This window comes from Aquirufa aurantiipilula (genome assembly GCF_019923745.1).
Taxonomy (GTDB): Bacteria; Bacteroidota; Bacteroidia; order Cytophagales; family Spirosomataceae; genus Aquirufa; species Aquirufa aurantiipilula.
In genome coordinates this window covers 183,067-203,973 of sequence record NZ_JAANOG010000006.1, presented here as the reverse complement: position 1 = coordinate 203,973, position 20,907 = coordinate 183,067, and the positions used below count along the sequence as shown (strand labels likewise).

The 20,907-nt window shown below is 36.6% G+C and carries 20 protein-coding genes; 13 read left to right on the top strand and 7 right to left on the bottom strand.

From position 1 onward, the window contains the following. Nucleotides 1-6 precede the first annotated feature (6 nt). Nucleotides 7-921 carry a helix-turn-helix domain-containing protein gene (locus G9H60_RS08790; protein ID WP_223143683.1) on the bottom strand — a complete coding sequence of 305 codons (915 nt, stop codon included), beginning with the start codon at nt 919-921 and terminating at the stop codon, nt 7-9. Nucleotides 922-1,088: 167 nt separating this feature from the next. On the opposite strand from G9H60_RS08790, the gene G9H60_RS08785 reads away from it, so the two are divergent. From G9H60_RS08785 to G9H60_RS08775, 3 genes are all read left to right on the top strand, one after another. Further along, nucleotides 1,089-1,541 (top strand): nuclear transport factor 2 family protein, encoded by a 453-nt coding sequence (locus tag G9H60_RS08785; protein ID WP_223143682.1) that lies wholly within the window; start codon nt 1,089-1,091, stop codon nt 1,539-1,541. A 36-nt stretch (nt 1,542-1,577) separates the two neighbouring features. Then, nucleotides 1,578-2,018, top strand: coding sequence for a nuclear transport factor 2 family protein (locus tag G9H60_RS08780; RefSeq protein ID WP_223143681.1), 441 nt, complete (start codon nt 1,578-1,580; stop codon nt 2,016-2,018). A 142-nt stretch (nt 2,019-2,160) separates the two neighbouring features. After that, entirely contained in the window at nt 2,161-4,386 is a 2,226-nt protein-coding gene (locus G9H60_RS08775; RefSeq protein WP_223143680.1) for a xanthine dehydrogenase family protein molybdopterin-binding subunit, read from the top strand. A 92-nt stretch (nt 4,387-4,478) separates the two neighbouring features. On the opposite strand, the gene G9H60_RS08770 is transcribed toward G9H60_RS08775, so the two are convergent. Further along, a complete protein-coding gene (locus tag G9H60_RS08770; protein WP_223143679.1) occupies nt 4,479-4,946 on the bottom strand; it encodes a hypothetical protein in 468 nt (155 codons plus the stop codon). Nucleotides 4,947-5,219: 273 nt separating this feature from the next. Between G9H60_RS08770 and G9H60_RS08765 the strand changes: the two genes are divergently transcribed. From G9H60_RS08765 to madM, 6 genes are all read left to right on the top strand, one after another. Further along, nucleotides 5,220-5,561: a winged helix-turn-helix transcriptional regulator gene (locus tag G9H60_RS08765; protein ID WP_223143678.1), complete on the top strand. Its 342-nt coding sequence runs from the start codon at nt 5,220-5,222 to the stop codon at nt 5,559-5,561. Between the two features lie 21 nt (nt 5,562-5,582). Beyond that, nucleotides 5,583-7,157, top strand: a complete 1,575-nt coding sequence (locus tag G9H60_RS08760) for a carboxylesterase/lipase family protein (protein ID WP_223143677.1) — start codon at nt 5,583-5,585, stop codon at nt 7,155-7,157. 483 nt (nt 7,158-7,640) lie between these two features. Continuing rightward, nucleotides 7,641-8,861: a helix-turn-helix domain-containing protein gene (locus G9H60_RS08755; protein WP_223143676.1), complete on the top strand. Its 1,221-nt coding sequence runs from the start codon at nt 7,641-7,643 to the stop codon at nt 8,859-8,861. Between the two features lie 44 nt (nt 8,862-8,905). Next, a complete protein-coding gene (locus G9H60_RS08750; RefSeq protein ID WP_223143675.1) occupies nt 8,906-9,295 on the top strand; it encodes an STAS/SEC14 domain-containing protein in 390 nt (129 codons plus the stop codon). Nucleotides 9,296-9,359: 64 nt separating this feature from the next. Further along, nucleotides 9,360-9,725 carry a malonate transporter subunit MadL gene (gene madL / locus G9H60_RS08745; protein WP_223143674.1) on the top strand — a complete coding sequence of 122 codons (366 nt, stop codon included), beginning with the start codon at nt 9,360-9,362 and terminating at the stop codon, nt 9,723-9,725. After that, nucleotides 9,722-10,477: a malonate transporter subunit MadM gene (gene madM, locus G9H60_RS08740; RefSeq protein WP_223143673.1), complete on the top strand. Its 756-nt coding sequence runs from the start codon at nt 9,722-9,724 to the stop codon at nt 10,475-10,477. The genes madL and madM overlap by 4 nt, the downstream gene beginning before the upstream one ends. Here madM and G9H60_RS08735 read toward each other — a convergent pair. Further along, nucleotides 10,470-11,945: an acyl-CoA synthetase gene (locus tag G9H60_RS08735; protein WP_223143672.1), complete on the bottom strand. Its 1,476-nt coding sequence runs from the start codon at nt 11,943-11,945 to the stop codon at nt 10,470-10,472. The genes madM and G9H60_RS08735 overlap by 8 nt on opposite strands. Nucleotides 11,946-12,275: 330 nt before the next feature. On the opposite strand from G9H60_RS08735, the gene G9H60_RS08730 reads away from it, so the two are divergent. The 3 genes from G9H60_RS08730 to G9H60_RS08720 are packed head-to-tail and all read left to right on the top strand — an operon-like array spanning nt 12,276 to nt 16,714. After that, nucleotides 12,276-12,833 (top strand): sigma-70 family RNA polymerase sigma factor, encoded by a 558-nt coding sequence (locus tag G9H60_RS08730; RefSeq protein ID WP_223143671.1) that lies wholly within the window; start codon nt 12,276-12,278, stop codon nt 12,831-12,833. Nucleotides 12,834-12,836: 3 nt separating this feature from the next. Beyond that, complete coding sequence (locus G9H60_RS08725; protein ID WP_223143670.1) at nt 12,837-13,808, top strand: FecR family protein; 972 nt, start codon at nt 12,837-12,839, stop codon at nt 13,806-13,808. A gap of 20 nt (nt 13,809-13,828) precedes the next feature. Further along, complete coding sequence (locus tag G9H60_RS08720) at nt 13,829-16,714, top strand: carboxypeptidase-like regulatory domain-containing protein (RefSeq protein WP_223143669.1); 2,886 nt, start codon at nt 13,829-13,831, stop codon at nt 16,712-16,714. A 48-nt stretch (nt 16,715-16,762) separates the two neighbouring features. Here G9H60_RS08720 and G9H60_RS08715 read toward each other — a convergent pair whose 3' ends face one another. Genes G9H60_RS08715 through G9H60_RS08700 form a run of 4 tightly spaced genes read right to left on the bottom strand, consistent with a single transcriptional unit; the run spans nt 16,763 to nt 19,567 of the window. Continuing rightward, nucleotides 16,763-17,518 carry a DUF3050 domain-containing protein gene (locus G9H60_RS08715; protein ID WP_223143668.1) on the bottom strand — a complete coding sequence of 252 codons (756 nt, stop codon included), beginning with the start codon at nt 17,516-17,518 and terminating at the stop codon, nt 16,763-16,765. Between the two features lie 54 nt (nt 17,519-17,572). After that, nucleotides 17,573-18,421 (bottom strand): DUF6671 family protein, encoded by an 849-nt coding sequence (locus G9H60_RS08710; RefSeq protein WP_223143667.1) that lies wholly within the window; start codon nt 18,419-18,421, stop codon nt 17,573-17,575. Beyond that, on the bottom strand, nt 18,418-19,392 hold the full coding sequence (locus G9H60_RS08705) for a sodium-dependent bicarbonate transport family permease (RefSeq protein ID WP_262900000.1): 975 nt from the start codon (nt 19,390-19,392) through the stop codon (nt 18,418-18,420). The genes G9H60_RS08710 and G9H60_RS08705 overlap by 4 nt, the downstream gene beginning before the upstream one ends. A 4-nt stretch (nt 19,393-19,396) precedes the next feature. After that, complete coding sequence (locus tag G9H60_RS08700; RefSeq protein WP_223143666.1) at nt 19,397-19,567, bottom strand: hypothetical protein; 171 nt, start codon at nt 19,565-19,567, stop codon at nt 19,397-19,399. An 88-nt stretch (nt 19,568-19,655) separates the two neighbouring features. Between G9H60_RS08700 and G9H60_RS08695 the strand changes: the two genes are divergently transcribed. Then, nucleotides 19,656-20,567, top strand: coding sequence for a LysR family transcriptional regulator (locus G9H60_RS08695; RefSeq protein WP_223143665.1), 912 nt, complete (start codon nt 19,656-19,658; stop codon nt 20,565-20,567). Nucleotides 20,568-20,907: the final 340 nt, after the last annotated feature.

Below are 20,907 nucleotides of genomic sequence, written 5' to 3'. Positions count from 1 at the left end.
ATATACTTAGTTCAAGTGACGAAACTGCAAAGGGGTATTGCCAACATGCTGTTTAAAAACCCGAGTAAAATGCTGTGGATATTTAAACCCTAAATCATGCGCTATTTCATTGATGGATTTTGCTCCGTCAAAAATGCGCTCTTTAGCCACATCAATTAATTTATTTTGAATCATTTCCTTGACGGATTTTCCCGTTTCTTTTTTAATTAAATCACCGAAATAATTGGGAGATAGGTGTAATTGATCCGCAAAATAAGCTACGGAAGGTAATCCCAAATTTTGAGGTTTCTCCGACAAAAAATACATATTTAACAACTCTTCAAACTTGGCCAAAATACCTTGATTGACATGTTCTCTTGAAATAAATTGACGGTCATAAAATCGTTCGCAATAATTCAAGAACAGCTCAATATTAGCCGTAATCAATTTCTTGCTGTGCTTATCTACCGTTTGATTTAGTTCAAATTCAATCTTGGATAGACAATCCAAGACCACTTGTCTTTCCGCATCCGAAATGTGCAATGCTTCATTGGATTTATAACTAAAGAAATGATACAAAGGCAGCGCTTTGGCTAAATCAGTCCCATGAATCAAATCGGGATGAAAAATTAGCCCATGACCTTTAGGCTGATAAGGTTCAGCTGGCACCTCTAATTCAGATACTTGACCTGGCGCAAAAAACACTAAAGTCCCTGCTTGGTAATCATAGGAATGGCGCCCGTACACGATATCCCCACATTTGACATCCTTCAAATAAATACAATACAAGCCGTACTGAAATTTGACACGAGTTACAGACTGACCCCAATCACGAAGATCCGCCTTAGAAAAATCAATAACGCTCACTAATGGGTGAAGTGTGGTATGATTATTAGCTGCGTTGTACTCGCTAATTTGGTTAAGTTCAATTACTTTTTCCATAATTTTCAAATTTGGCTCAAATGTAACTATTTCACTTATAGCTGATTCCACTTAGTAAAGGAATGAGTAAAAATGGTAGAAAATTCAGTAGTTTATATACTTGTGTGAAAAATAATAATAGGACATTTGTTTAAAATATATATTCCAACGAATTACTCATTCTTAACATGAAATCGACTATCCTAACTTTCGTATTTGCTTTATTATTCGTTCAAATGGGTATAGCCCAACAAAGCAGTGAAGAACAAAACCTCATCAAATTATCCAAAGATAAATGGCAATGGATGGCAGATAAAGATGTGGAGAAATTAGCCAACCTTTTTGACGACAAATCGAAGTTTTTGCACATGAGCGGTACATGGAAAAAGGCTGAAGAATTAGAAATAATTAAAACGGGTAGCATTTGGTACAAAGAAGCTAAAGTACATGATACTGCTGTAGAAGTTTCTGGAAATACCGCTATTGTTTGGAGTAGAATTACCCTAGTTGCAAATGTTAGAGGAAATGATGTAACAACAGAGTTTACCGTAACTGAAGTATTTCAGAAGCAAGATAAGGATTGGAAATTACTAGCCTTATCATTTAGTAGTGTACGTGATACCCACCAAATCAAGCATTAATCTTGTGATATACACATTAATTTCAAATCAACTAACATGAAAAATACCTTATTTTCTTTCCTTTTCATCCTAAGTGCTAGTATAGGAATGTTGGCACAAACTTCAACTGCTGACCAAGAGATTATTCAACTATCCAAAGATAAATGGCAATGGATGGCGGATAAAGATGCCGATAAATTGAGTCTACTTTTCCACGAAAAAGCCGTTTTTGTCCACATGGGCGGAAGTTGGGGAAAGGACAGAGAAATAAACATCATTAAAGGAGGTATGATTCATTATAAAAAAGCAGATATTCATTCCGTTTCCGTGAATATCATTGATTCCACCGCCATTTTATTGAATCGAATTACTTTGTTGGCTGTGGTTGGTGGAAATGAAGTGACTAATCCTTTTGAAGTTACTGAAGTATATGTAAAACAAAATGGTACTTGGAAATTAGGATCTCTTTCCTTCACCAAACTAAATAACCCTAATTAAGTAATTATTCCCTTTTTCTGATTTAAACAATGTAGAAATAGCAGAGCTTTTATATACATTTCTTAAAAATAAAGGGTTGAATTAAGCGTTAATCACAAGATTACATTACCTCGGATTCTTAAGAATTTACCCAACTATTATCATGAAAAAACTAAACCGTAGATCCTTTATACAATCTGCCGCTTTAAGTGGTGGTGGGTTCATGTTAAGTTTTAGCTATTTCTCCAGTTTTGCCTCCTCCGAAAATACCTCGAAAGCTGCTTCAGGAACGCTACATGAAATAAACGGTTTTGTTAAAATTACCTCAGACAACATCATTCAAATCATGTCGCCAAACCCCGAAGGTGGACAAGGAGTAAAAACATCCATGCCCATGATTGTAGCGGAGGAATTGGATGTGGATTGGAAGCAGGTACAAGTGATACAAGCAGATTTAGATACCAAACATTTTACTCGACAATACATTGGGGGGAGCCAAGCTATTCATCAAGGGTGGATGCCCCTCCGACAAGCAGGTGCTACGGCCCGTAGGATGTTGATGGAAGCCGCTGCCAAACAATGGCAAGTTCCCTTGGAAGAAATAAGTACTTCTCTTGGCATTTTACATCATAAAAAAAGTGGAAAATCCGCCAAATATGGTGAAATGGCAAGTTTAGCCGCTCAGATCACTGTTCCCAAAAATACCCCACAAAAAGCAGTAAAAGATTTTTCAATTATAGGGAAATCCAAACGAAATGTTGACTTAAAGAAGATCGTCACAGGTAAGCCTTTGTATGGAATTGATACCCAAGTAAAAGGTATGCTGTATGCTATGATTGTTCATCCTCCCGCATTTGGTTTGGAACTAAAATCAATCAACGATTCCGAGGCCCGTAAAATGCCTGGCATTAAGGATATATTTCCCATTCAGGTATTTAAGGAGGGCTATGAAAAATCCTTTTTTGATACCATTAGTTTCAACCAGGTGGTGGCTATTGTAGGTAATTCTACTTGGGAAGTGATGCAAGCCAAAAAAGCCTTGCAAGTAGAATGGCAGGAGATTAAAAGCTATTCCCAAAACAGAAACATGCTAGGCCGAAAAACGGTCGAAAACATTCCAGCTGGATTAGAAAATACCAGCCAGCATTTGGCCCAAATGTCGGCTAAAAAAAATCAAAATGCCACGGTAAGGCGCAAAGATGGAGATGTAGAGGCTGCCTTTAAACAGGCAGCAAAAATCATAGAAAAAACCTATTATGGACCTTATTTAGCTCATAATTGCATGGAGCCCATGAACTTTTTTGCAGATGTCAAAGCTGACTCTGCGAATTTATCTGGCCCACTTCAAAAACCTGAATTAACGGAGCAGTCGCTCTCGGCTAGACTAGGTCTTCCTTTGGATAAAATCAATATTCAAATGACTCGCCTTGGTGGTGGATTTGGCAAACGTTCTTATGCCCATTGGATGATTGAAGCCGCATTGATTTCTCAAAAAGTACAAGCACCCGTTAAATTACAATATACCCGAGAAGACGACATGACTTCCGGTGTTTATCGATCAACCTATTCTGCTACTTATAAGGCCGGTTTAGATGCTCAAAATAACCTGATTGCATTCCATGTGAAAGCAGGTGGAATTCCTGAATCTCCATTGTATCCCAATCGCTTTCCTGCTGGTGCCGTAGATCACTATTTGGCAGAAGAGTGGACCATTGATTCTAACATTACAGTGGGTTCATTCCGAGCTCCTCGCTCCAATTTTATGGCGGCCGCAGAGCAATCCTTTTTGGATGAAGTTGCCGAACTTGCGGGAAAAGATCCCATCGATTTTCGTTTGGAATTACTCCAGCGAGCATCGGAAAAACCCGTTGGTAAAAACAATGAATACGAACCAGAAAGATATGCTGGAGTATTGAAATTGGTAAAAGAAAAATCAAACTGGAAAAACATAAAATCCACGAAAAAAGTAGGCGTTTCAGCTTATTTCTGCCATGACTCCTATGCTGCGAATGTCATTGAGTTAGAAATGAAAGACGGAATGCCTGTTATACAGAAAGTTCATTCTGCTATCGATTGTGGCATTGTTATTAACCCTACTGGAGCCAGAAATATGGTAGAAGGAGGCGTAGTGGATGGAATTGGGACAGCGCTATTTGGGAAAATGACCATGGAACAAGGCGTACCTCAGCATAAAAACTTTGATACCTACCGCATGATACGCATGAATGAGGCCCCCAAAGCCATGAATATTCATTTTGTGAACAATGAAATAGATCCTAGCGGTATGGGAGAACCCGCTTATCCACCTGTCTTTGCTGCATTAGCTAATGCCTTGTATAAGGCCACAGGAAAACGTCATTACAGTCAACCTTTTATTGATAATTTATAGGTCTTTTTAGATATCATTATTAATGTATGTAAATGCCGAAGGGGATACTTATATGGGCTTACTTATTTTGTATTTCAATCTAATTTACCCCCCTATAAAGTATATTTTAAACCGACTGTACTTATAAAAAACTGGTCTTTAGGTGTAAAATTGACAAAAGCCTTTGCTTGAAAATGAGTATTAATGTCATATGAAATCGTTTCAGCGACTCCTGTCAAATCCCCTAAATCTAAATAATACATTTGTGTTAAAAAATTCCACTTATTCTTTTGGTAATTCGCATGAATGGAAGAAAAGGTTGCTTTAAAATCATTGTTTCTCCCCTTTCCATGTAAAAAAAAGGCTCCAAGCAAAACGTTATTTGCAATAGGGTAAGACAAGGTCAATTCTTGTCCAAAAATACTAGTAACTTGATAGTTTTCAGACACTTGCATAGCTGGCAAATGTAAACCTACTATTGCTTTAAATTTCTGATTAATCAATTTATATCTTGAAATCAAGACAATTCCCGTAGGGGTAATACTCTTCAATCGAACCATGTACATGATGTGCGCAGACAACCGCTTTTGGGGATTAGTACCAGCATTAAGAATAAGATTAGGTTCTCAAGAAGTAAAGGCAGGAATAAAGGAAAATCCCCCTGAACTTACTTCAATACTCCCAGTTTGTGCAGGGGACAAAAATGGGAGGAATAAAAGAACAAAAAAAAGTAGCCTATTTTTCATTTTGAGCATTGCTATTGGATAAATATTTCAACAAATTTACTTCCATTAGTATACTTTAGTAACAAAAAAAGTGAATAGTAGTAACCTTTTAGTAACTAGAAATTTTCTATGCGTTTTATCGACAACCCTTATCAATGCCCAGTTACTCGGACCATGTCCATCATTGGGGGAAAATGGAAACCCATCATCATCAATTGCCTGGGTGATAAGTCGCTTCGTTTCGGAAAACTCAACCAACTCATGCCAGCAATTTCCAATAAGGTCTTATCCAATGAACTAAAAGAATTGGAAGCTTTAACATTAATTGAGAGAACGGAATTTCAAGAGTTGCCTCCTCGGGTGGAATATAAATTAACAACAGCAGGACAAAGTCTTCTGCCATTAATGCATGAAGTTGCGAAATGGGGAAATTCTCATTTAGCCAAACAATTAGAGAATCAATTACATTAAACCACCATACCAACCTTTAACATGAAAAAACCTCTTCTACTTTCTTTCATTTTCCTCCTTCTATATTTCATTGGAATTCCCTCCCTATTTGCTAGTGAACCTGTGGGTTTAACCATCAAATTAACATCAGGTTACATTCAGGGGAAATCAGAAAAAAGTGGAATTAAATCTTTTAAAGGAATTCCTTTTGCAGCTCCACCTGTAGGCAATTTACGCTGGAAAGCTCCAGCTCCTGTCAAGGCTTGGGAAGGCGTAAAATCATGTCTTGCTTTTGGCCCCAGTGCCATTCAGGCGCCGCCAGCACCCTTTTATATGTGGTCAGAAGAGTTTTTAATTCCTAAAGAGCCTATTAGTGAAGATTGCCTATACCTCAATGTGTGGACCGATGCCCAAAAAACCAGTGATAAAAAACCTGTGATAGTATGGATACACGGTGGTGGTTTTTCATCAGGGGGAGGTTCTGTTCCTATTTATGATGGGGAAAAATTAGCTGCCAAAGGTGTGGTATATGTGAGCATCAACTACCGTGTGGGTATTTTTGGGTTTTTCGCACATCCTGATTTAAGCAAAGAATCTCCCAATCTAGCTTCAGGCAATTATGGATTATTAGATCAAATCGCAGCATTACAATGGGTAAAAAACAATATTGCTCAATTTGGGGGTGATCCTGCTAATGTCACCATTGCTGGACAATCAGCTGGTTCTATGGCGGTAGTTAGTTTGATAGCATCTCCTTTAGCCAAAGGTCTCTTTCATAAAGCCATAGCGGAAAGTGGGGCGAGCTTATTACCTAGAAATCCTTTGGTATCGAAGCAAGCATTAGTAGGTCTAAAAGAATCAGAGGAACAAGGGAAAAAAGCCATGGAAACAATCGGTTTGCAAACCCTAGATCAAATGAGGGCGATGCCTACTGAAGAATTACGTAAAAAAGTTTCTAGTAGAAGTGGAGTTATTGTAGATGGATATTTTATGCCCGAAAGCATCGAACGGATATTTAATGAGAAGAAACAAAATCAAGTCCATTTACTAACCGGATGGAATGAAGATGAAGGTCTAGTCATGGGGCCTTACAAAAAGGCAGAAGCATTTAAAGTGGATATTGAAAAACAGTATGGAAAATATGCTGCTGAATTACTAAAATTCTACCCAGCTGACCATGATTCCATTGCAGTCAATTCTCAAAATAGACTTTCTCGAGACTTGGTTTTTGGGGCTCCTAATTTTATACTGGCCAATTTGCATAGTGATCAAGGCCATCCCGTATATGTGTATCGATTTACACGAGTAGTACCTGCTGATGGAGAATACAAAAAATTCAAAGCCTTTCATACTGGGGAAGTTCCATATGCCTTAAATACTTTGCATTTGGTCAATCGTCCTTGGGAAAAAGAAGATTTAGCACTTGCCAATACCATGTCTTCCTACTGGGTGAACTTCGCTAAATTAGGTAACCCCAATGCGAAGGGATTGCCAATTTGGCCTGCATTTCATGCCAAAACATTAGAAATCATTCGACTAGATAAACGTGTTGAAAAAAGTAAAATTCCAGATGCCGCTAGTTTGAACTTCTTTTATCAGCAAGTATATCTGAACTAAGGCATTTCGGAAATAAATATCCATCTCCATAAACCAAAAACCCTTTAGCTATCAGCCAAAGGATTTCCAAACCTGTGTTCTATAAATTATAATATGCTCTTTGCAAAGGTCTGATATGTTAACATCAGCCTTTTAATACTAGTTTGTTGATTTAGTGTAATACAAAATTTATGTCAGGGGTATACTTCCTTCTTGAATTAGGGATACAAATTTGCTTTAAATTCCATTAGACTAAAAATAGACACTGTTCAGTTTTGAGGATTTTGAACAAATTGAAGTCTATTTACACCAACAATATGGCTGCAAAAATGACAAAATTTAAAATGTTTAAACTTGTTTTTCAGTAAATTTTACTGTAGGCAAATAGCCTTGTTCTCAAAATTAAATATATCCAATCATCTAAAATATAGACTTAAAATATTGCTTTACACCTGAATCTAAGAATAATTAAACAGAAATTTGATTCTGCCATTATTTCTCCAAATGACTGAGTCGCTTTTCTTTATTTTTATTCTAATAGCCTCTTCGATTGGCTTTATTGTCAGCATGATACTGCTGTTTGGACAAAGTATTTCCACATTAGGTTCCAAATTGCTAGCAGGAATTCTACTTAGCATGGTTATAACTGCTTCTGGAAACAGTTTGGCCTTGACCGACTTTTATTTACAATACCCGTATTATTTCAAAATATTTAATTGGGTTACATTCTGCATTGGCCCACTAACCTATCTGTATATACGTACAGTCCTGAATCAATCTTATCGCCTCTTTAAAAAAGATTTACTGTTATTCATCCCCGCACTCAGTTACCAAATTCACCGACTTTCCTACGATCTACTTCCAGTTCAGGAAAAACTAATTTTAGTTAAGAGAGCGATTGAAAATAGAATTGAATTTGTCAATGAACCAGAAGGGCTATTCCCACCCGGTTGGATTGCGATTTATCGAGTAACGGTCTTACTGGTTAGTATTATTGCTGCATTTTATTTATTGATTAATTGGCACAAAAAAATTTATACACAAGGTCTTCAAATCGAAAGAAATAAGCAGATTTATCAATTCCTTTGGGTAGCTATTACCTTATTGTTTTCAGGAACAATTATCGTATTCATTTTCACTTTTATTCAAGTCTTTTCTGGATATTTTATGGCTCGTCTAATCGTATTTAGTGTGGCTCTAGAAATTATCCTCATTTGCGCCTATTTATTTGCTCAACCCAAAATTCTATATGGGATGATTGGTTGGATACAATTAAATGAACCCATTAGGTCCATTGAGAATAGCACTTCAAACAGCACTCCAGTAGATGAGGAATCAGAAGACGATGTTAGTTACATCTCTTACCATAATGGAAAAAACATTTTGACATCTATAGAAAATCATTTCCTTCAAAATCATCCTTTCACTACCATAGGTTATTGCCTTTCAGATTTATCAAGAGAAATCAATGTGCCAGCGTATTTAGTTTCTGCCGTAATCAACCAGGAGTTTGATAAAAACTTTAATGAGTTTATCAATGATGCACGCATTCAATACATCTCTACGATGAGAGAAAATGATGAGAATTTTGACAAATACTCCATCGAATACATTGGAACATCGTTAGGATTTGGTTCTAGAACTTCCTTCATCACGGCAGTTAAAAAAAGGACAGGATTATTGCCAAAAGAATATTTAGCCAGCATGTCAGCTCAAAAAGCCTAATGAATCCAAAAAATCACTTTATTTTGGATAAATAACTTATCCTTATGGTAACTCTACCCACCCATAAAAAAATTGTATCAGGAAAAATTGCGGACTATTGGATAGAAGATGGAATTTTATTTTCTCTTTCAAAGCCCATGAAAAGAACAGTAGAAAATATTTCAGAAAACGTGGCTTTAGTCAAAGAATTTACCCAAAATATTAAAATGCCTTTGCTCATTTATTTAAGTAATTCGCCCGTGCCAGATAAAGCAACAAGAGTCTATTCCAAAGAACAATTACCACATATTTATTCAGCCATGGCCATGGTTTCAGAACCTGGACTGGCCCAGTTAATCATGAAAATGGTCTTTCAATTTCAAAGGCCACCTATTCCAATGAAAAGTTTCAATAATGATCAAGATGCTATAAAATGGCTACAACAATTTAAATAAGCCTGAGTATTTAGTTTACGGTCAACAAGGAATTTCTTATATTCGTTTTTTAGCCCTCGATTATATGCTCATTTATGGATTAGGTTTACTCGCTTTTAGCTATTTAGCTGGTCAATTATTCGGTGATGTTTTAGGTGAAATGATTGGCGTTCAAGCCAATGTAGGCGGGGTGGGATTTGCTATGCTATTGCTGGTTCTTTTACATAACTATTTTCAGAAAAAACAATGGGTCAAAGCCCAATTTGACGATGGAATCGGATTTTGGAGCAATATGTATATTCCTGTTATCGTGGCTATGTCGGCTAGTCAAAATGCTTTACTCGCTTTTAACAATGGAATACTACCCATTGTAGCTGGCACTCTGATTGTCATCATTGGCTTCGCATTAGTCCCTCTTATTTCGAGCATTAAAACCACCACCCATTCATGAATGTCATTTCTTTTTTTGAGAAAAATGGTATGATTACTAGTTTTCTCATCATAGCTATCATCATGTTGATAGCCGAACAAATTTCAACTAGACTTTTACATAAAAAAATACCTGGATCTGCGATTGCCATTTTATTGGGATTACTATTGGCTTACTATGGAGGCATGATTACCGGGGGAGAAAAAGGAATTGCAGATTTGCCTCTATTTAGTGGCTTTAAACTAGTTGGTGGTTCCATGTTTCGAGATTTCTGCATCGTATCCACAGCTTTAGGTGTAAGCTTTCCTGTCATGATACAAGCCGGGAAAGCTGGTATCATTTCCTTGGCATTGGGTTTGGTAGTTTCGTTTGTTGTAGGGATTTGTGTAGGATTGGCCTTTGGATATCAGGATGCCGAAAGTCTTGCCACGATTGGGGCAGGAACTTTAACGTTCATTGTAGGTCCTGTAACGGGTTCAGCTTTAGGAGCTAGTTCAGATGTAATCGCGTTAAGTGTGGCTACAGGAGTCGTCAAAGCCATTGTAGTAACTGTGTTTACTCCCTTGGTCGCGACTAAAATTAAATTAGACAATCCACATGCAGCTATGGTTTTTGGAGGACTCATGGGAACCACTAGTGGAGTGGCAGCAGGTTTAGCCGCCACAGACCAAAAACTTGTACCCTATGGAGCATTAACCGCCACTTTCTATTCGGGTTTAGGTTGCTTGCTTTGTCCCAGTGTCTTTTATTTAGCACTAAAAGCACTTATGTAAACAATACTTTCAAATCGTTTTTAGTCACTTTACCCATCGCATTTCGAGGCAATTCAGATAGAAATAAATACTTTCTTGGTACACGGTATGCAGGCATTTTACTCCGCATAAAAGTATTCAATGCGTCTGAACTAATATCAGATTTCATCACAACTACTGCTGCTACAATCTCTCCCCATTCCTCATCTGGCAAACCTACTACGGAGCAATCCTCTACTGATGGATGTGTTCTTAACACTTCTTCTATTTCCAATGCGGATAATTTATATCCTCCCGATTTAATAATATCCGTAGAGTTTCTACCCAAGATTCGATAGTACCCATCCGCTAGTTCAGCCACATCTCCAGTTTTAAACCAGCCATCTTCGGTAAATGCTTCTTGCGTCGCTTTTTCTTTTCCCCAATATTCCTTAAAGACCGTTGGGCCTTTAATTTGTATTTCCCCTGGCTGACCTTCCACGACTCTATTTTCTTCATCCACCAACCGAACTTGCACATTGGGCAATGGCATACCTACATGCCCCGCCCGACGTTCCCCCTCATAAGGATTACTGATGGCCATGCCTATTTCTGTCATACCATACCTTTCTAATAAGCGCTGTCCACTTAAAATTTCCCATTTTTCCATCACGGAAACCGGTAAAGCTGCTGAACCAGATATCATTAATCGGAAAGCTTGCATGCACGTTTTTAGCTCTTTTCTTTCTGATTCCGTTAATGATTCCAAATATGCAATTAACTTAAAATAGATGGTTGGAACGGCCATGAATACATTCAATGCACCTTGTTTAAATCGGGTGAAAATTTCCTCCGGAGAGAACTGGGGCAAAAATTCTACTTTTCCACCTACATACAATGTGGCTGAAATTACATTGATAATACCGTGAATATGGTGCAAAGGTAAGACACAGAGTGTATGGTCATTGGTCGTGTATTTCCATGCTTCTACCAAGGATTTAATCTGACTTTCTATACCGTGGTGAGTACTCAACACTCCCTTGGGAAGACTGGTGGTACCACTGGTATACAATATCATAGCTCCTCGATCTATCGGCACTTCGGGTAATGAAACTTGACGTGATTCGGGCTTATCTTCCCAAACAATCAATCGGACACCCGCCTCTCGACAAAAGTCTGAGAGCAAGGAAGTAAAACTAGCTGAACAAATAAAAGTCTTGGCTCCCGTATCTTGAAGGATGTATTTGATGGAATCCAAAGGGTGGGCTAAGGCTACAGGTACCGCAATTCCTCCTGCTAACCATATTCCCCACTGAGCAGAAACATAGGCAAATCCAGGCTCCACCATATAAGCCACAGGAGATTGATGCAGGTCAGCTTGATTTTCCAACAAAATCCCTGCAATATTTTCTGCTTGATCTATTAGTGTGGAATAAGAATATGCTTTAGAACCAGATAATAGGGCGATTGCCTCTCCATATGTTCGAGCATTCTGTTGAAAATATAACATGACTTATACGGGTTTATTCATTTTTAAGAGTATTGAATCAAAAAGATTCAATAGGTTTAAAATTATTATAAATTCTTTAATAAATAAGGTTACCACAGGTTCTGTTCTAAAAAATCACAATCCATATCCCTATTTCATAGATGTTATTCCATTTTTTCAAAAAATATATGACAAAGGCTTCTCAAAAAATTTGAATTAAATGCCCTTGAAATAACCTTTCCGTATTATCTGAGGATTATTATTAAATTTTTTCTAAGAAAATTACAATCTGCTTTAGGGATTTTTGAAAAATAACAGACTTTAGTGTTTAGTAAGCAAAACCAATATTAAATGAATCATACCATTCAAAGCGATCAAGAACTTGTTGCCAAGCTACAAACTGGCCAGAAGTCTGCCTTTGAGAAAATATATAAAAAGTATTGGCGGAAACTATACAACATTGCCTTTCATCAAACTGGTAAAAAAGAAGAGGCAGAGGAATTGGTACAAGACTTATTTGTTGGGATTTGGCAAAGGAGAGAAACGGCCCAAATAAAACATCTTGACCTCTATTTGACCTTATCGATTAAAAATAAAATTTACGATTTCATTAAATCTCAAATAAGTTATCGGAAATATCAAGAGTACATCATTTTGAAAGAAGTCGATTTGCATTTCGAAACGGATAGTATTGTCAACTATTTGGAATTAACTGCAGCTGTTGAAAAAGTGTTAAGTCTTCTCCCTGAAAAAAGTGCACAAGCTTTTAGAATGAGTCGATTTGAAGATTTACCCGTTAAAAAAATAGCTGAAGAAATGGAATTAAGTGAGAAGGCCGTAGAATACCACATTACCAAATCACTTCGATTTATTAAAGAAAATTTGAAAACATACTATTCTGCCAACTAAACAATGAATATTAACGAGTTTCATCTCTTATCAAAACGCTACCTCGCTGGAGAAACAAGCAAAGAGGAAGAGGAGCAATTAATGAAATGGTTGAAGGATCAACAGTCCCCCATTTCTTCAGAATTATCCGAGGAAATTGGAGAAAGAATGTGGCATAAAATTGAAGAAAAGTTGCCTTCGAGAGCCATTAAATGGCAGTATTGGTTAACAGGAGTAGCTGCCATGATTTTACTCGGTTTTATTTGGATGAAAATTCCTGTTGGGACAACTGATAAGTCTATTGAATTGGTAAAACAAACAGGTATTCAAGTAAAAAATACCACCCATTTAGATCAAGAAATCGAATTAAAAGATGGCACTATTGTGAAGCTAAAGGATGGTGCAACTTTAGTCTACGGGAAAAACTTTAACGAGGAAAAGAGAGAAGTATTTTTATTCGGAGAAGCCTTCTTTAATGTAAAACGTAATGTAAATAAACCTTTTTTGGTGCATACAGGAGACTTGGTAACCGAAGTTTTAGGTACTAGTTTTCGAATTGTTTCAACGGAAAAATCCAGTAATATCGAAGTGTCTGTTGCGAGTGGAAAAGTTTCCGTCTACAATAAAGATGTTAACAAAAAGAATGAAAGAAACGGAGTAATAATCACTCGAAATCAGAAAGTAAGTTATGATTTAATTTCCAAAAAAATCACCACGAGTTTAGTGGATAATCCCACTCCAAACCAAGAATCAAAAAAAACAAATTCAATTTTTATCTTTCAATCCACACCCCTTCAAACAGTCCTAGATTTATTTCATGAACAATATGGTATCGAGTTTATTCTCAATAATCCTGTTGCCCAAAATTGTCAAATTACTGCCGACTTAAACGGCCTACCACTTAGTAACCAACTCGACCTTATTTGCCGATCGATTGATGCCAATTATGAAAAACGAGGAACAGTTATATTCATCCAAGGAGGTAGCTGCAATTAAAAATTTAAACAAGACCTAAAATGAAAAGAGAACCAAGAACCCAAAAGCACTTTCATGTAATGATGAAGTTATCCATTATCCCAATTCTGTTTATTCTTTTATGCACCAGTGTCAGTATTGCACATGACTTACAGGCACAAGAAATTCTAAATAAATCCATTTCAATCAATGTTCAAAACAGTAAACTCTCTGCCGTTCTAAATCAAATAGAAGAACAAGCTAATGTTAAGTTTGTATACAGTACAAAAATTAATGCCCAACAAAAAGTTAGTCTGAACATTCAGAATATGAAGTTGGGTCAAATTTTAGATGATATTTTAAGCAGAAATTTCATTCAATATGAAGTCCTTGAAAATCACATACTTTTAAAGAAAGTGCCCATTGAAACAAAGACATCAAACAAACCCGCTACCATAGAAAATAAGATTCAAAAAGTAGATAAGCCCATTAAAGGAAAAGTGGTTGATGAAAATGGACAAGGGATTCTCGGAGTAAATATCATGTTAAAAGGTACGAGTAAAGGTACAACAACCTCCTCCGATGGAAGTTTTAGCATCAATGTTGATAATGACAAATCCATTTTGGTTTTTTCATTTGTAGGTTACAAGACTACAGAAACAGAAGCAGGAAATAAAGACCTTCAAATTAAATTAGTACAAGATAATTTACAATTAGAGCAGGTGGTGGTTACATCGAGTGGTACACAAAGAAAAAAGTTTGAATCTAGTGTCGCAATTTCTACAATCAATGCCAAACAAATTGAACAAAGACCTCCGTTAAATAGTATGGATTTATTGAAAGCTATTCCTGGATTATCTGCTGAGAGTAGTGGTGGTGATGGTCCCGGTTCAGTTCGTGTCCGAGGTTTACCTGGAGGAGGCTTAACGTTAATGGGAATCATGGAAGATGGTTTGCCCGTATTACCAACTGGATTTTCAACCTCTCCTTCTGCTGACCAATATTATAAAGTAGACTTAAGTATCAAAACCGTAGAAGCCATTAGGGGTGGACATGCTGCCATTATTTTGGCAAATACCCCAGGGGCTATGTTAAACATTATTTCCAACACTGGCGGAGAAAAGTTTGGTGGTAAGCTTCGATATACACGAGGACTTTCTCAAAATGCTGACCGTTACGACTTTCAATTGGGTGGTAAAATTACTGACAAATGGTATTACAATGTTGCTGGATTTTTACGCTTAGATGACGGAATTAGACCTCCTTCTTTTAGAGCAAATGAAGGTGGACAAATTAAAGCCAACATTTCTTATAACTATAAACCCAACTCCTATCTTCGATTTTATGGTAAATACCTAAACGATAAAACTACTTGGCTTGTGCCTGCTTATTATGGATGGGATGGATCAGGATTAGGAACTGCTGCACAAGGCTTTGACTTATTCACTCAAATATTAACTCCTAGAGATACCAAGTTTAGCTTATCCGCTCCTAATAGTCAAACCTATAACATCGATTTAGCAGATGGTGTAAAAATGAATAGTCAATATTTTGGTGCTGACTGGAAACATGAGACGAATAATCATTGGTCTATTAGAAATAATATCCGTTACCAAGTTACGGACAGTAAATTCAACGGAGCCATTGTAACCGCAGCTACGGCCTATGCTTCTAATCGAAAATACTATTACATTGGAGGTCAAGAAATGACCAATCCAATTGGTTTTTATACGGGTCAATCCATTACCGCTACAATCAATACCGATCGGCAGTTCATTGACAAATTAGATATTAGTAAAAAAATCAATGACCATTTTGTTTCTTTCGGAGCAGGTATACATAGCTACGATGTAGATGCAATTACTGTAGGTGCTGCCTTTAATACTGAAATAGCCAACCAACCCAAGGTTATATTAGTAGGTTCGCCAACCATTGCTCCTGCCACAGGAACCAATATTTCAAGTTTTATTGACGGAAGTACCATAACTAATTCATTCTGGGCCTCCGATGAATGGAACTTAGATAAATTAATCTTGGATGGAAGTTTCCGTATGGATCAATTCCTTAATAAAGGAAAAAGACTCATTAATGCTGCACCTTGGACCGCAACAAAAGATTACGATGAAACCCAAAATCTAAGCACATTATCCTTGGGTTTTAATTACTCAATCAATGAAAAAAATGCGATTTATGGTCGATATACTAAAACATATAGTGCTCTCACCATTGGCCAATATGCAGCATTTACATACAACCCAGATGCCGTCAAAGATAAAACCATTAATATGGCAGAGTTAGGTTATAAAATCAACTCCCAAAAGTTCTCATTGTTTAGTTCTTTGGTATATGCTGATTTAAATAACATTGCATCCTCTATGTTAATCCCGAATACGGCCGGAAGCTTTTTATCCGTTCCAACTTTTGCATCAAGTAGAAATATTTCCGCAGAAATTGAAGCAATTTATACTGCTTCCAGCAATCTAAATTTTAGATTAACCGCGACTCTTCAAAACAGTAAATATACCTCCTACCAAGTTGTCGCTCCATCAAATGCTCGAGCAGACTTAGCCAATAAACCTTTCATTTGGGATGGAAACTTTGCTGAACGTATTCCCAACTATATGATCGATTTTGCTATTAACTATAAAGCTGGAAAATTTGATGCATTCTCAAACATTCGCTTTATAGGAAATACTTGGAGTGCCCCTTCTAATGTATACCAATTAGGTGCATATAATGAATGGACAGCTGGATTGGAATATGCTGTTTCTAAAGCTATTGGGATTCGAGTTTGGGGAAATAATTTACTCAATAGTAGAGGTATGACTGAAGGCAATGTTCGTGGAGATCAGTTTTTACTAAATGGCGCTTTTGCTCAAGGTTCATTGCAAATTGGTCGTATCATCTTACCTAGAAATTTCTGGGCTTCACTTACCTATTCATTTTAAAATTCCTACCGCTTATTCAAGAGGCCATATTCTTTTGGCCTCTTGAATTTATAACAAAGCATCCCACAATAAATACCGCATTTCTAAAGCCTTTTTAGAAGCCTGCAATACCTCTTCCCATTTTCCATCATCGTCTCCACATAATTGATTTACCATTTCTATGGCCAAATGACTATGATGATCCCCATCCACTTCAATGTGCCTTTCTATGTAATATCGAAAAATTGAAACTTGCTCCGGCACTTCGGTATATAAGCGATCTAATAATTGGTGAAACATGGAGGGTATTAAATCCTCTCGACCAAAAGTAAATACTCCCGCTTTTACATGTATTGGAGCATGCAAAGCAATCTCAAATGTATATTCCAAAAAAGCTTGTACATGCGGGTGCAAATTGGCCTCTCGTATAGCTTCTTGAATACTGATTCCCTGCTGAATTTTTTCTACCAACAAATCAATGGAAAACGTAGATGCCCCCATTTGAACCATACCTTTCTTGTACAATTCAAAATGACTTATCCTATTCCCTTGTTCATCTACATCTGACTCTTCGCCCAATACAATTTCATTAATTAAATACCGCGTATCTGCTGAACCTACTGGAACCCATGGAAGATGTACAGATGTTAAATTAATTTGTAAGGATTTCAACAAACTCATGAAATCCCAGACAGCGAAAACATGTATTTGAGTAAAATTCTGTAATCCTGCTAAGTCGCTAATTTTAGCATAAATCGGATGGGATAATAGTTTATTCCTTTCTATCTCCAGTTCTTTTTTTAGTCGTATTATGTGATTTTTCATAGTCAGGAAAACGTCATTATTATCCAAATTGTTTGAACAAATGAGTCCTGATTTTTAAGGATTACAATAATCACAGAACATGGGGTCTTCCAAATATTTAGATGCTGGGTAGGATTTTTCCTCCTCGTAATAACATTTTTGACATCGATAAATGGTTTTCAAAATGGATTGAGTGGGAAGAAAACATTGTGCACATAATAATCCTCTTTGAACATCACTAATGGAAAAACCAGGGAATGAACAGTGCGGACATAATGTATTTATCTTATCAATTAATTGTTGCGTTAGTAATTTTATTTGCTCCATCCTCGTAGGATTATACATCGCCCGCATATCCGTTTCTAGAAAAAATCGACCAAATTTTTCTACATATTCTTCCCCCAATCGGTATAAGCTCTCCTTGTCCAAGATTCCCTTTTCCATAGAAGTAAAATCCTCTCGATTATTCTTCATGATTAATCCATGCGATGGAAATTTTACTCTTTCTAAAAAGGTAGCCATTTCATGAATGGACTGTACTTCCATCCAAGCATAATTGGTTTCTGTACTCCGAGATTGCACCCAAATCTCCACCTCATTTTTTCGATCTTTGAACATTAATAACTCCGTCCCCGAAGGAACAAAATAATAAGATGGATGCGCTCCAAATGTTCCCTCAGAAGCCACGGCAAAATCACTTCCCATGGAATCCATCACCCTTAGACATTTTTCTCTGGCAGCTTCTATGGGAGGTAAGGTTCTTTCAATCTCTCCCGAAAAGGTCCCCAGCAAATCAGTATCCAAATCCCCAATCAATATTTGAAAGCCAAATGCCTTTTGAAATGGAGGACCAATGACTCGTTCCTTTTGATGCTTGGTGGCCACCAGTAAGGTTTTACCCTCATAAAGATCAGGCAAAATCATCCCTGTATCAATTGAAAAAATATGGGCATTCCAATGGTTATGTTGAATGGAAATGTAACTCCCAAAGCCATAGGGATATAAATTCCTGGATCCGCTTTGGGCGCCACCATGCGCATGGCTGCAGGTACCGCTATGTAAGAAGCACTTGCCGCTAAAATGGCAAATATTAATCGATTCCCTGGGTTATCGGTAATAAATTGACTGATATAAGCCACCAGGCAACCATTGAACAAAGGAAGCAGTATGGCAAAGAATAAAACAAAATAACCCTGCTGTCTAAATGCTGAAATTCGACTAGCCGCAACCATCCCCATATCCAGCAAAAAGATGGCTAAAAAGCCTTTAAAAATATCGGAAGTGAAATGTTTAATCCCTGCCGTTTGATTCGAATCTGAAACAAATCCAATCAATAAACTTCCTAAAATCATTAATACACTACCATTCGTTAACGAATGATGTATGGTTTTTTTCCATTGAAACTTTTCCCTTTGCTCCACTTGCTGCTCAGAAGGAAATAAGCTCATTAATAATAGTCCCATGATGATGGCTGGAAATTCCATAGATGCCATAACGGCCACCATTTCCCCTCCAAATTTCATCTGATTCATTTCCAAAAACGCCACAGCACTCACAAATGTCACGGCACTTACAGAACCATATGAAGCAGCTATCGCCCCTGCATTATAGGAGTTCAGTTTGGTTCTAAGGATAAAAAATGCATAAATCGGAATGACACTGGCCAAGCATAATCCAAAAACAAGACTTTTGACAATTTCTCCCGTGATTCCAGTAGCCGCCAATTCAGTTCCACCATTAAAACCGATGGAAAACAAAAGATAAAGGGCAATAAAACTTTTGGACGCGGCAGGTACTTCCAAATCACTTTTAAGAAATTTGGCCAACATACCTAAAATAAAAAAAAGTAAGGTGGGATTGGTGAGATTAAAAATGAGCAGTTCAAAATTGATCATGTGGCTATTTGCTTACTGGTTCTTGTAAAATTCTAAGTAAATTCAATTCGATGAATATGGCACTGGCTATCCCTAATTTATCCCAAAAAGGATCTGAGCCTGATTTAATTAAAAAAAGTAGAATAACAATGGACACTAAATGAATTAAAATAGTAGACGATTTTTTTATGTTCATATGGGGGTTTTTAAACTGGGTGCAAAGTAAATACCAATTAATCATAAATATTTATTTAAATTTATAATGAATTGTATAAATTAATTTTATGAAATACACCTTAAATCAACTTCAAATTTTTGTTGCAGTGGCGCAAACCAAGAGCATCACCAAAGCATCCGAAGAGCTAAATCTTACCCAACCTGCAGTATCAATTCAGATAAAAAATTTCCAATCACAATTTGATTTACCCCTTATTGAAATCCTAGGCAAAAAAGTCTATCTGACGGATTTTGGAAAAGAAATAGCCATTTCAGCCCAAGAAATTATCGATCAAGTGAATGCCATTAATGACAAAATGAAGGCATTCAAAGGGCAACTTTTCGGTCGACTAAAAATCTCCATTGTTTCTACAGGTAAGTATGTGATCCCCTATTTTTTAAGTGGTTTTTTAAAAGAAAATCCTGGGGTTGAATTGTCCATGGATGTCAGTAATAGAGGAAAGGTTATTGAAAGCTTAGAAAAAAATGAAGTTGATTTTAGCTTAGTGTCAATTCCCATTGATGGGAATAATTATGAATACATGGAATTGCTAAATAATGAACTTTATTTAGTCGGTAACCCAGAACTTCTTTCCCAAAATCCTGGATTTAACCAAAAACAATTGCCTTCCAATTTGCCCTTTATATTTAGAGAATCTGGATCAGGAACCCGCAAAACCATGGAATATTTTTTAAAGAATCAAGAAATCCAGATAACCAAAAAAATTGAATTGATGTCCAATGAAGCAGTAAAACAAGCCGTTATTGCAGGTTTAGGTTATTCCATCATGCCCATCATTGGTATAAAAAATGAAATTCAAAATGGATCATTAGTCATCATTCCCCATCAAGGATTACCAATAACAACGCAATGGAAATTAGTTTGGAATCTCAATAAAAAACATTCTCCTGTAAGCGAGGCCTTTTTGCAATTTGTCGCCCAAAACAAAGAACAGATTTCCAAAAAGTATTTTTCATAAAGAAAGCCAAACACAAAGTGTCTGGCCTTAAAAAATATTTTTTCATTAAATAAACCACCACTATATTCTATTTCATTGAGTGACAGTTAATTGGCATGCAATATATAGCTTGGCTATAACTGTAGAAAATTAAATTTTGTTATAATTATCATAAAAATAATTTATATATCCGCTATCCTACATAAGCGTTTATTAAATGGGTTTTTCAGAAAAAATCCTCCTTATAAATTCCTTATTTTCAGCGATGTATAAAAACAAAAGGACTTTGAGTCAAAAACCAATTTTCAAGCTAGTTCACTTAAAAGACTCAATAATTGTTTTTCTTCGAAATTTGTCGAAT

What these genes read in the sequence shown, in the direction of transcription:
- G9H60_RS08760 (WP_223143677.1), top strand. Translation starts at nt 5,583, where the DNA reads ATGAAAAAACCTCTTCTACTTTCTTTCATTTTCCTCCTTCTATATTTC.
- G9H60_RS08755 (WP_223143676.1), top strand. Translation starts at nt 7,641, where the DNA reads ATGACTGAGTCGCTTTTCTTTATTTTTATTCTAATAGCCTCTTCGATT.
- G9H60_RS08785 (WP_223143682.1), top strand. Translation starts at nt 1,089, where the DNA reads ATGAAATCGACTATCCTAACTTTCGTATTTGCTTTATTATTCGTTCAA.
- madL (WP_223143674.1), top strand. Translation starts at nt 9,360, where the DNA reads ATGCTCATTTATGGATTAGGTTTACTCGCTTTTAGCTATTTAGCTGGT.
- G9H60_RS08775 (WP_223143680.1), top strand. Translation starts at nt 2,161, where the DNA reads ATGAAAAAACTAAACCGTAGATCCTTTATACAATCTGCCGCTTTAAGT.
- madM (WP_223143673.1), top strand. Translation starts at nt 9,722, where the DNA reads ATGAATGTCATTTCTTTTTTTGAGAAAAATGGTATGATTACTAGTTTT.
- G9H60_RS08700 (WP_223143666.1), bottom strand. Translation starts at nt 19,567, where the DNA reads ATGAACATAAAAAAATCGTCTACTATTTTAATTCATTTAGTGTCCATT.
- G9H60_RS08725 (WP_223143670.1), top strand. Translation starts at nt 12,837, where the DNA reads ATGAATATTAACGAGTTTCATCTCTTATCAAAACGCTACCTCGCTGGA.
- G9H60_RS08790 (WP_223143683.1), bottom strand. Translation starts at nt 921, where the DNA reads ATGGAAAAAGTAATTGAACTTAACCAAATTAGCGAGTACAACGCAGCT.
- G9H60_RS08695 (WP_223143665.1), top strand. Translation starts at nt 19,656, where the DNA reads ATGAAATACACCTTAAATCAACTTCAAATTTTTGTTGCAGTGGCGCAA.
- G9H60_RS08765 (WP_223143678.1), top strand. Translation starts at nt 5,220, where the DNA reads ATGCGTTTTATCGACAACCCTTATCAATGCCCAGTTACTCGGACCATG.
- G9H60_RS08720 (WP_223143669.1), top strand. Translation starts at nt 13,829, where the DNA reads ATGAAAAGAGAACCAAGAACCCAAAAGCACTTTCATGTAATGATGAAG.
- G9H60_RS08730 (WP_223143671.1), top strand. Translation starts at nt 12,276, where the DNA reads ATGAATCATACCATTCAAAGCGATCAAGAACTTGTTGCCAAGCTACAA.
- G9H60_RS08705 (WP_262900000.1), bottom strand. Translation starts at nt 19,392, where the DNA reads ATGATCAATTTTGAACTGCTCATTTTTAATCTCACCAATCCCACCTTA.
- G9H60_RS08715 (WP_223143668.1), bottom strand. Translation starts at nt 17,518, where the DNA reads ATGAAAAATCACATAATACGACTAAAAAAAGAACTGGAGATAGAAAGG.
- G9H60_RS08710 (WP_223143667.1), bottom strand. Translation starts at nt 18,421, where the DNA reads ATGATTTTGCCTGATCTTTATGAGGGTAAAACCTTACTGGTGGCCACC.
- G9H60_RS08735 (WP_223143672.1), bottom strand. Translation starts at nt 11,945, where the DNA reads ATGTTATATTTTCAACAGAATGCTCGAACATATGGAGAGGCAATCGCC.
- G9H60_RS08750 (WP_223143675.1), top strand. Translation starts at nt 8,906, where the DNA reads ATGGTAACTCTACCCACCCATAAAAAAATTGTATCAGGAAAAATTGCG.
- G9H60_RS08780 (WP_223143681.1), top strand. Translation starts at nt 1,578, where the DNA reads ATGAAAAATACCTTATTTTCTTTCCTTTTCATCCTAAGTGCTAGTATA.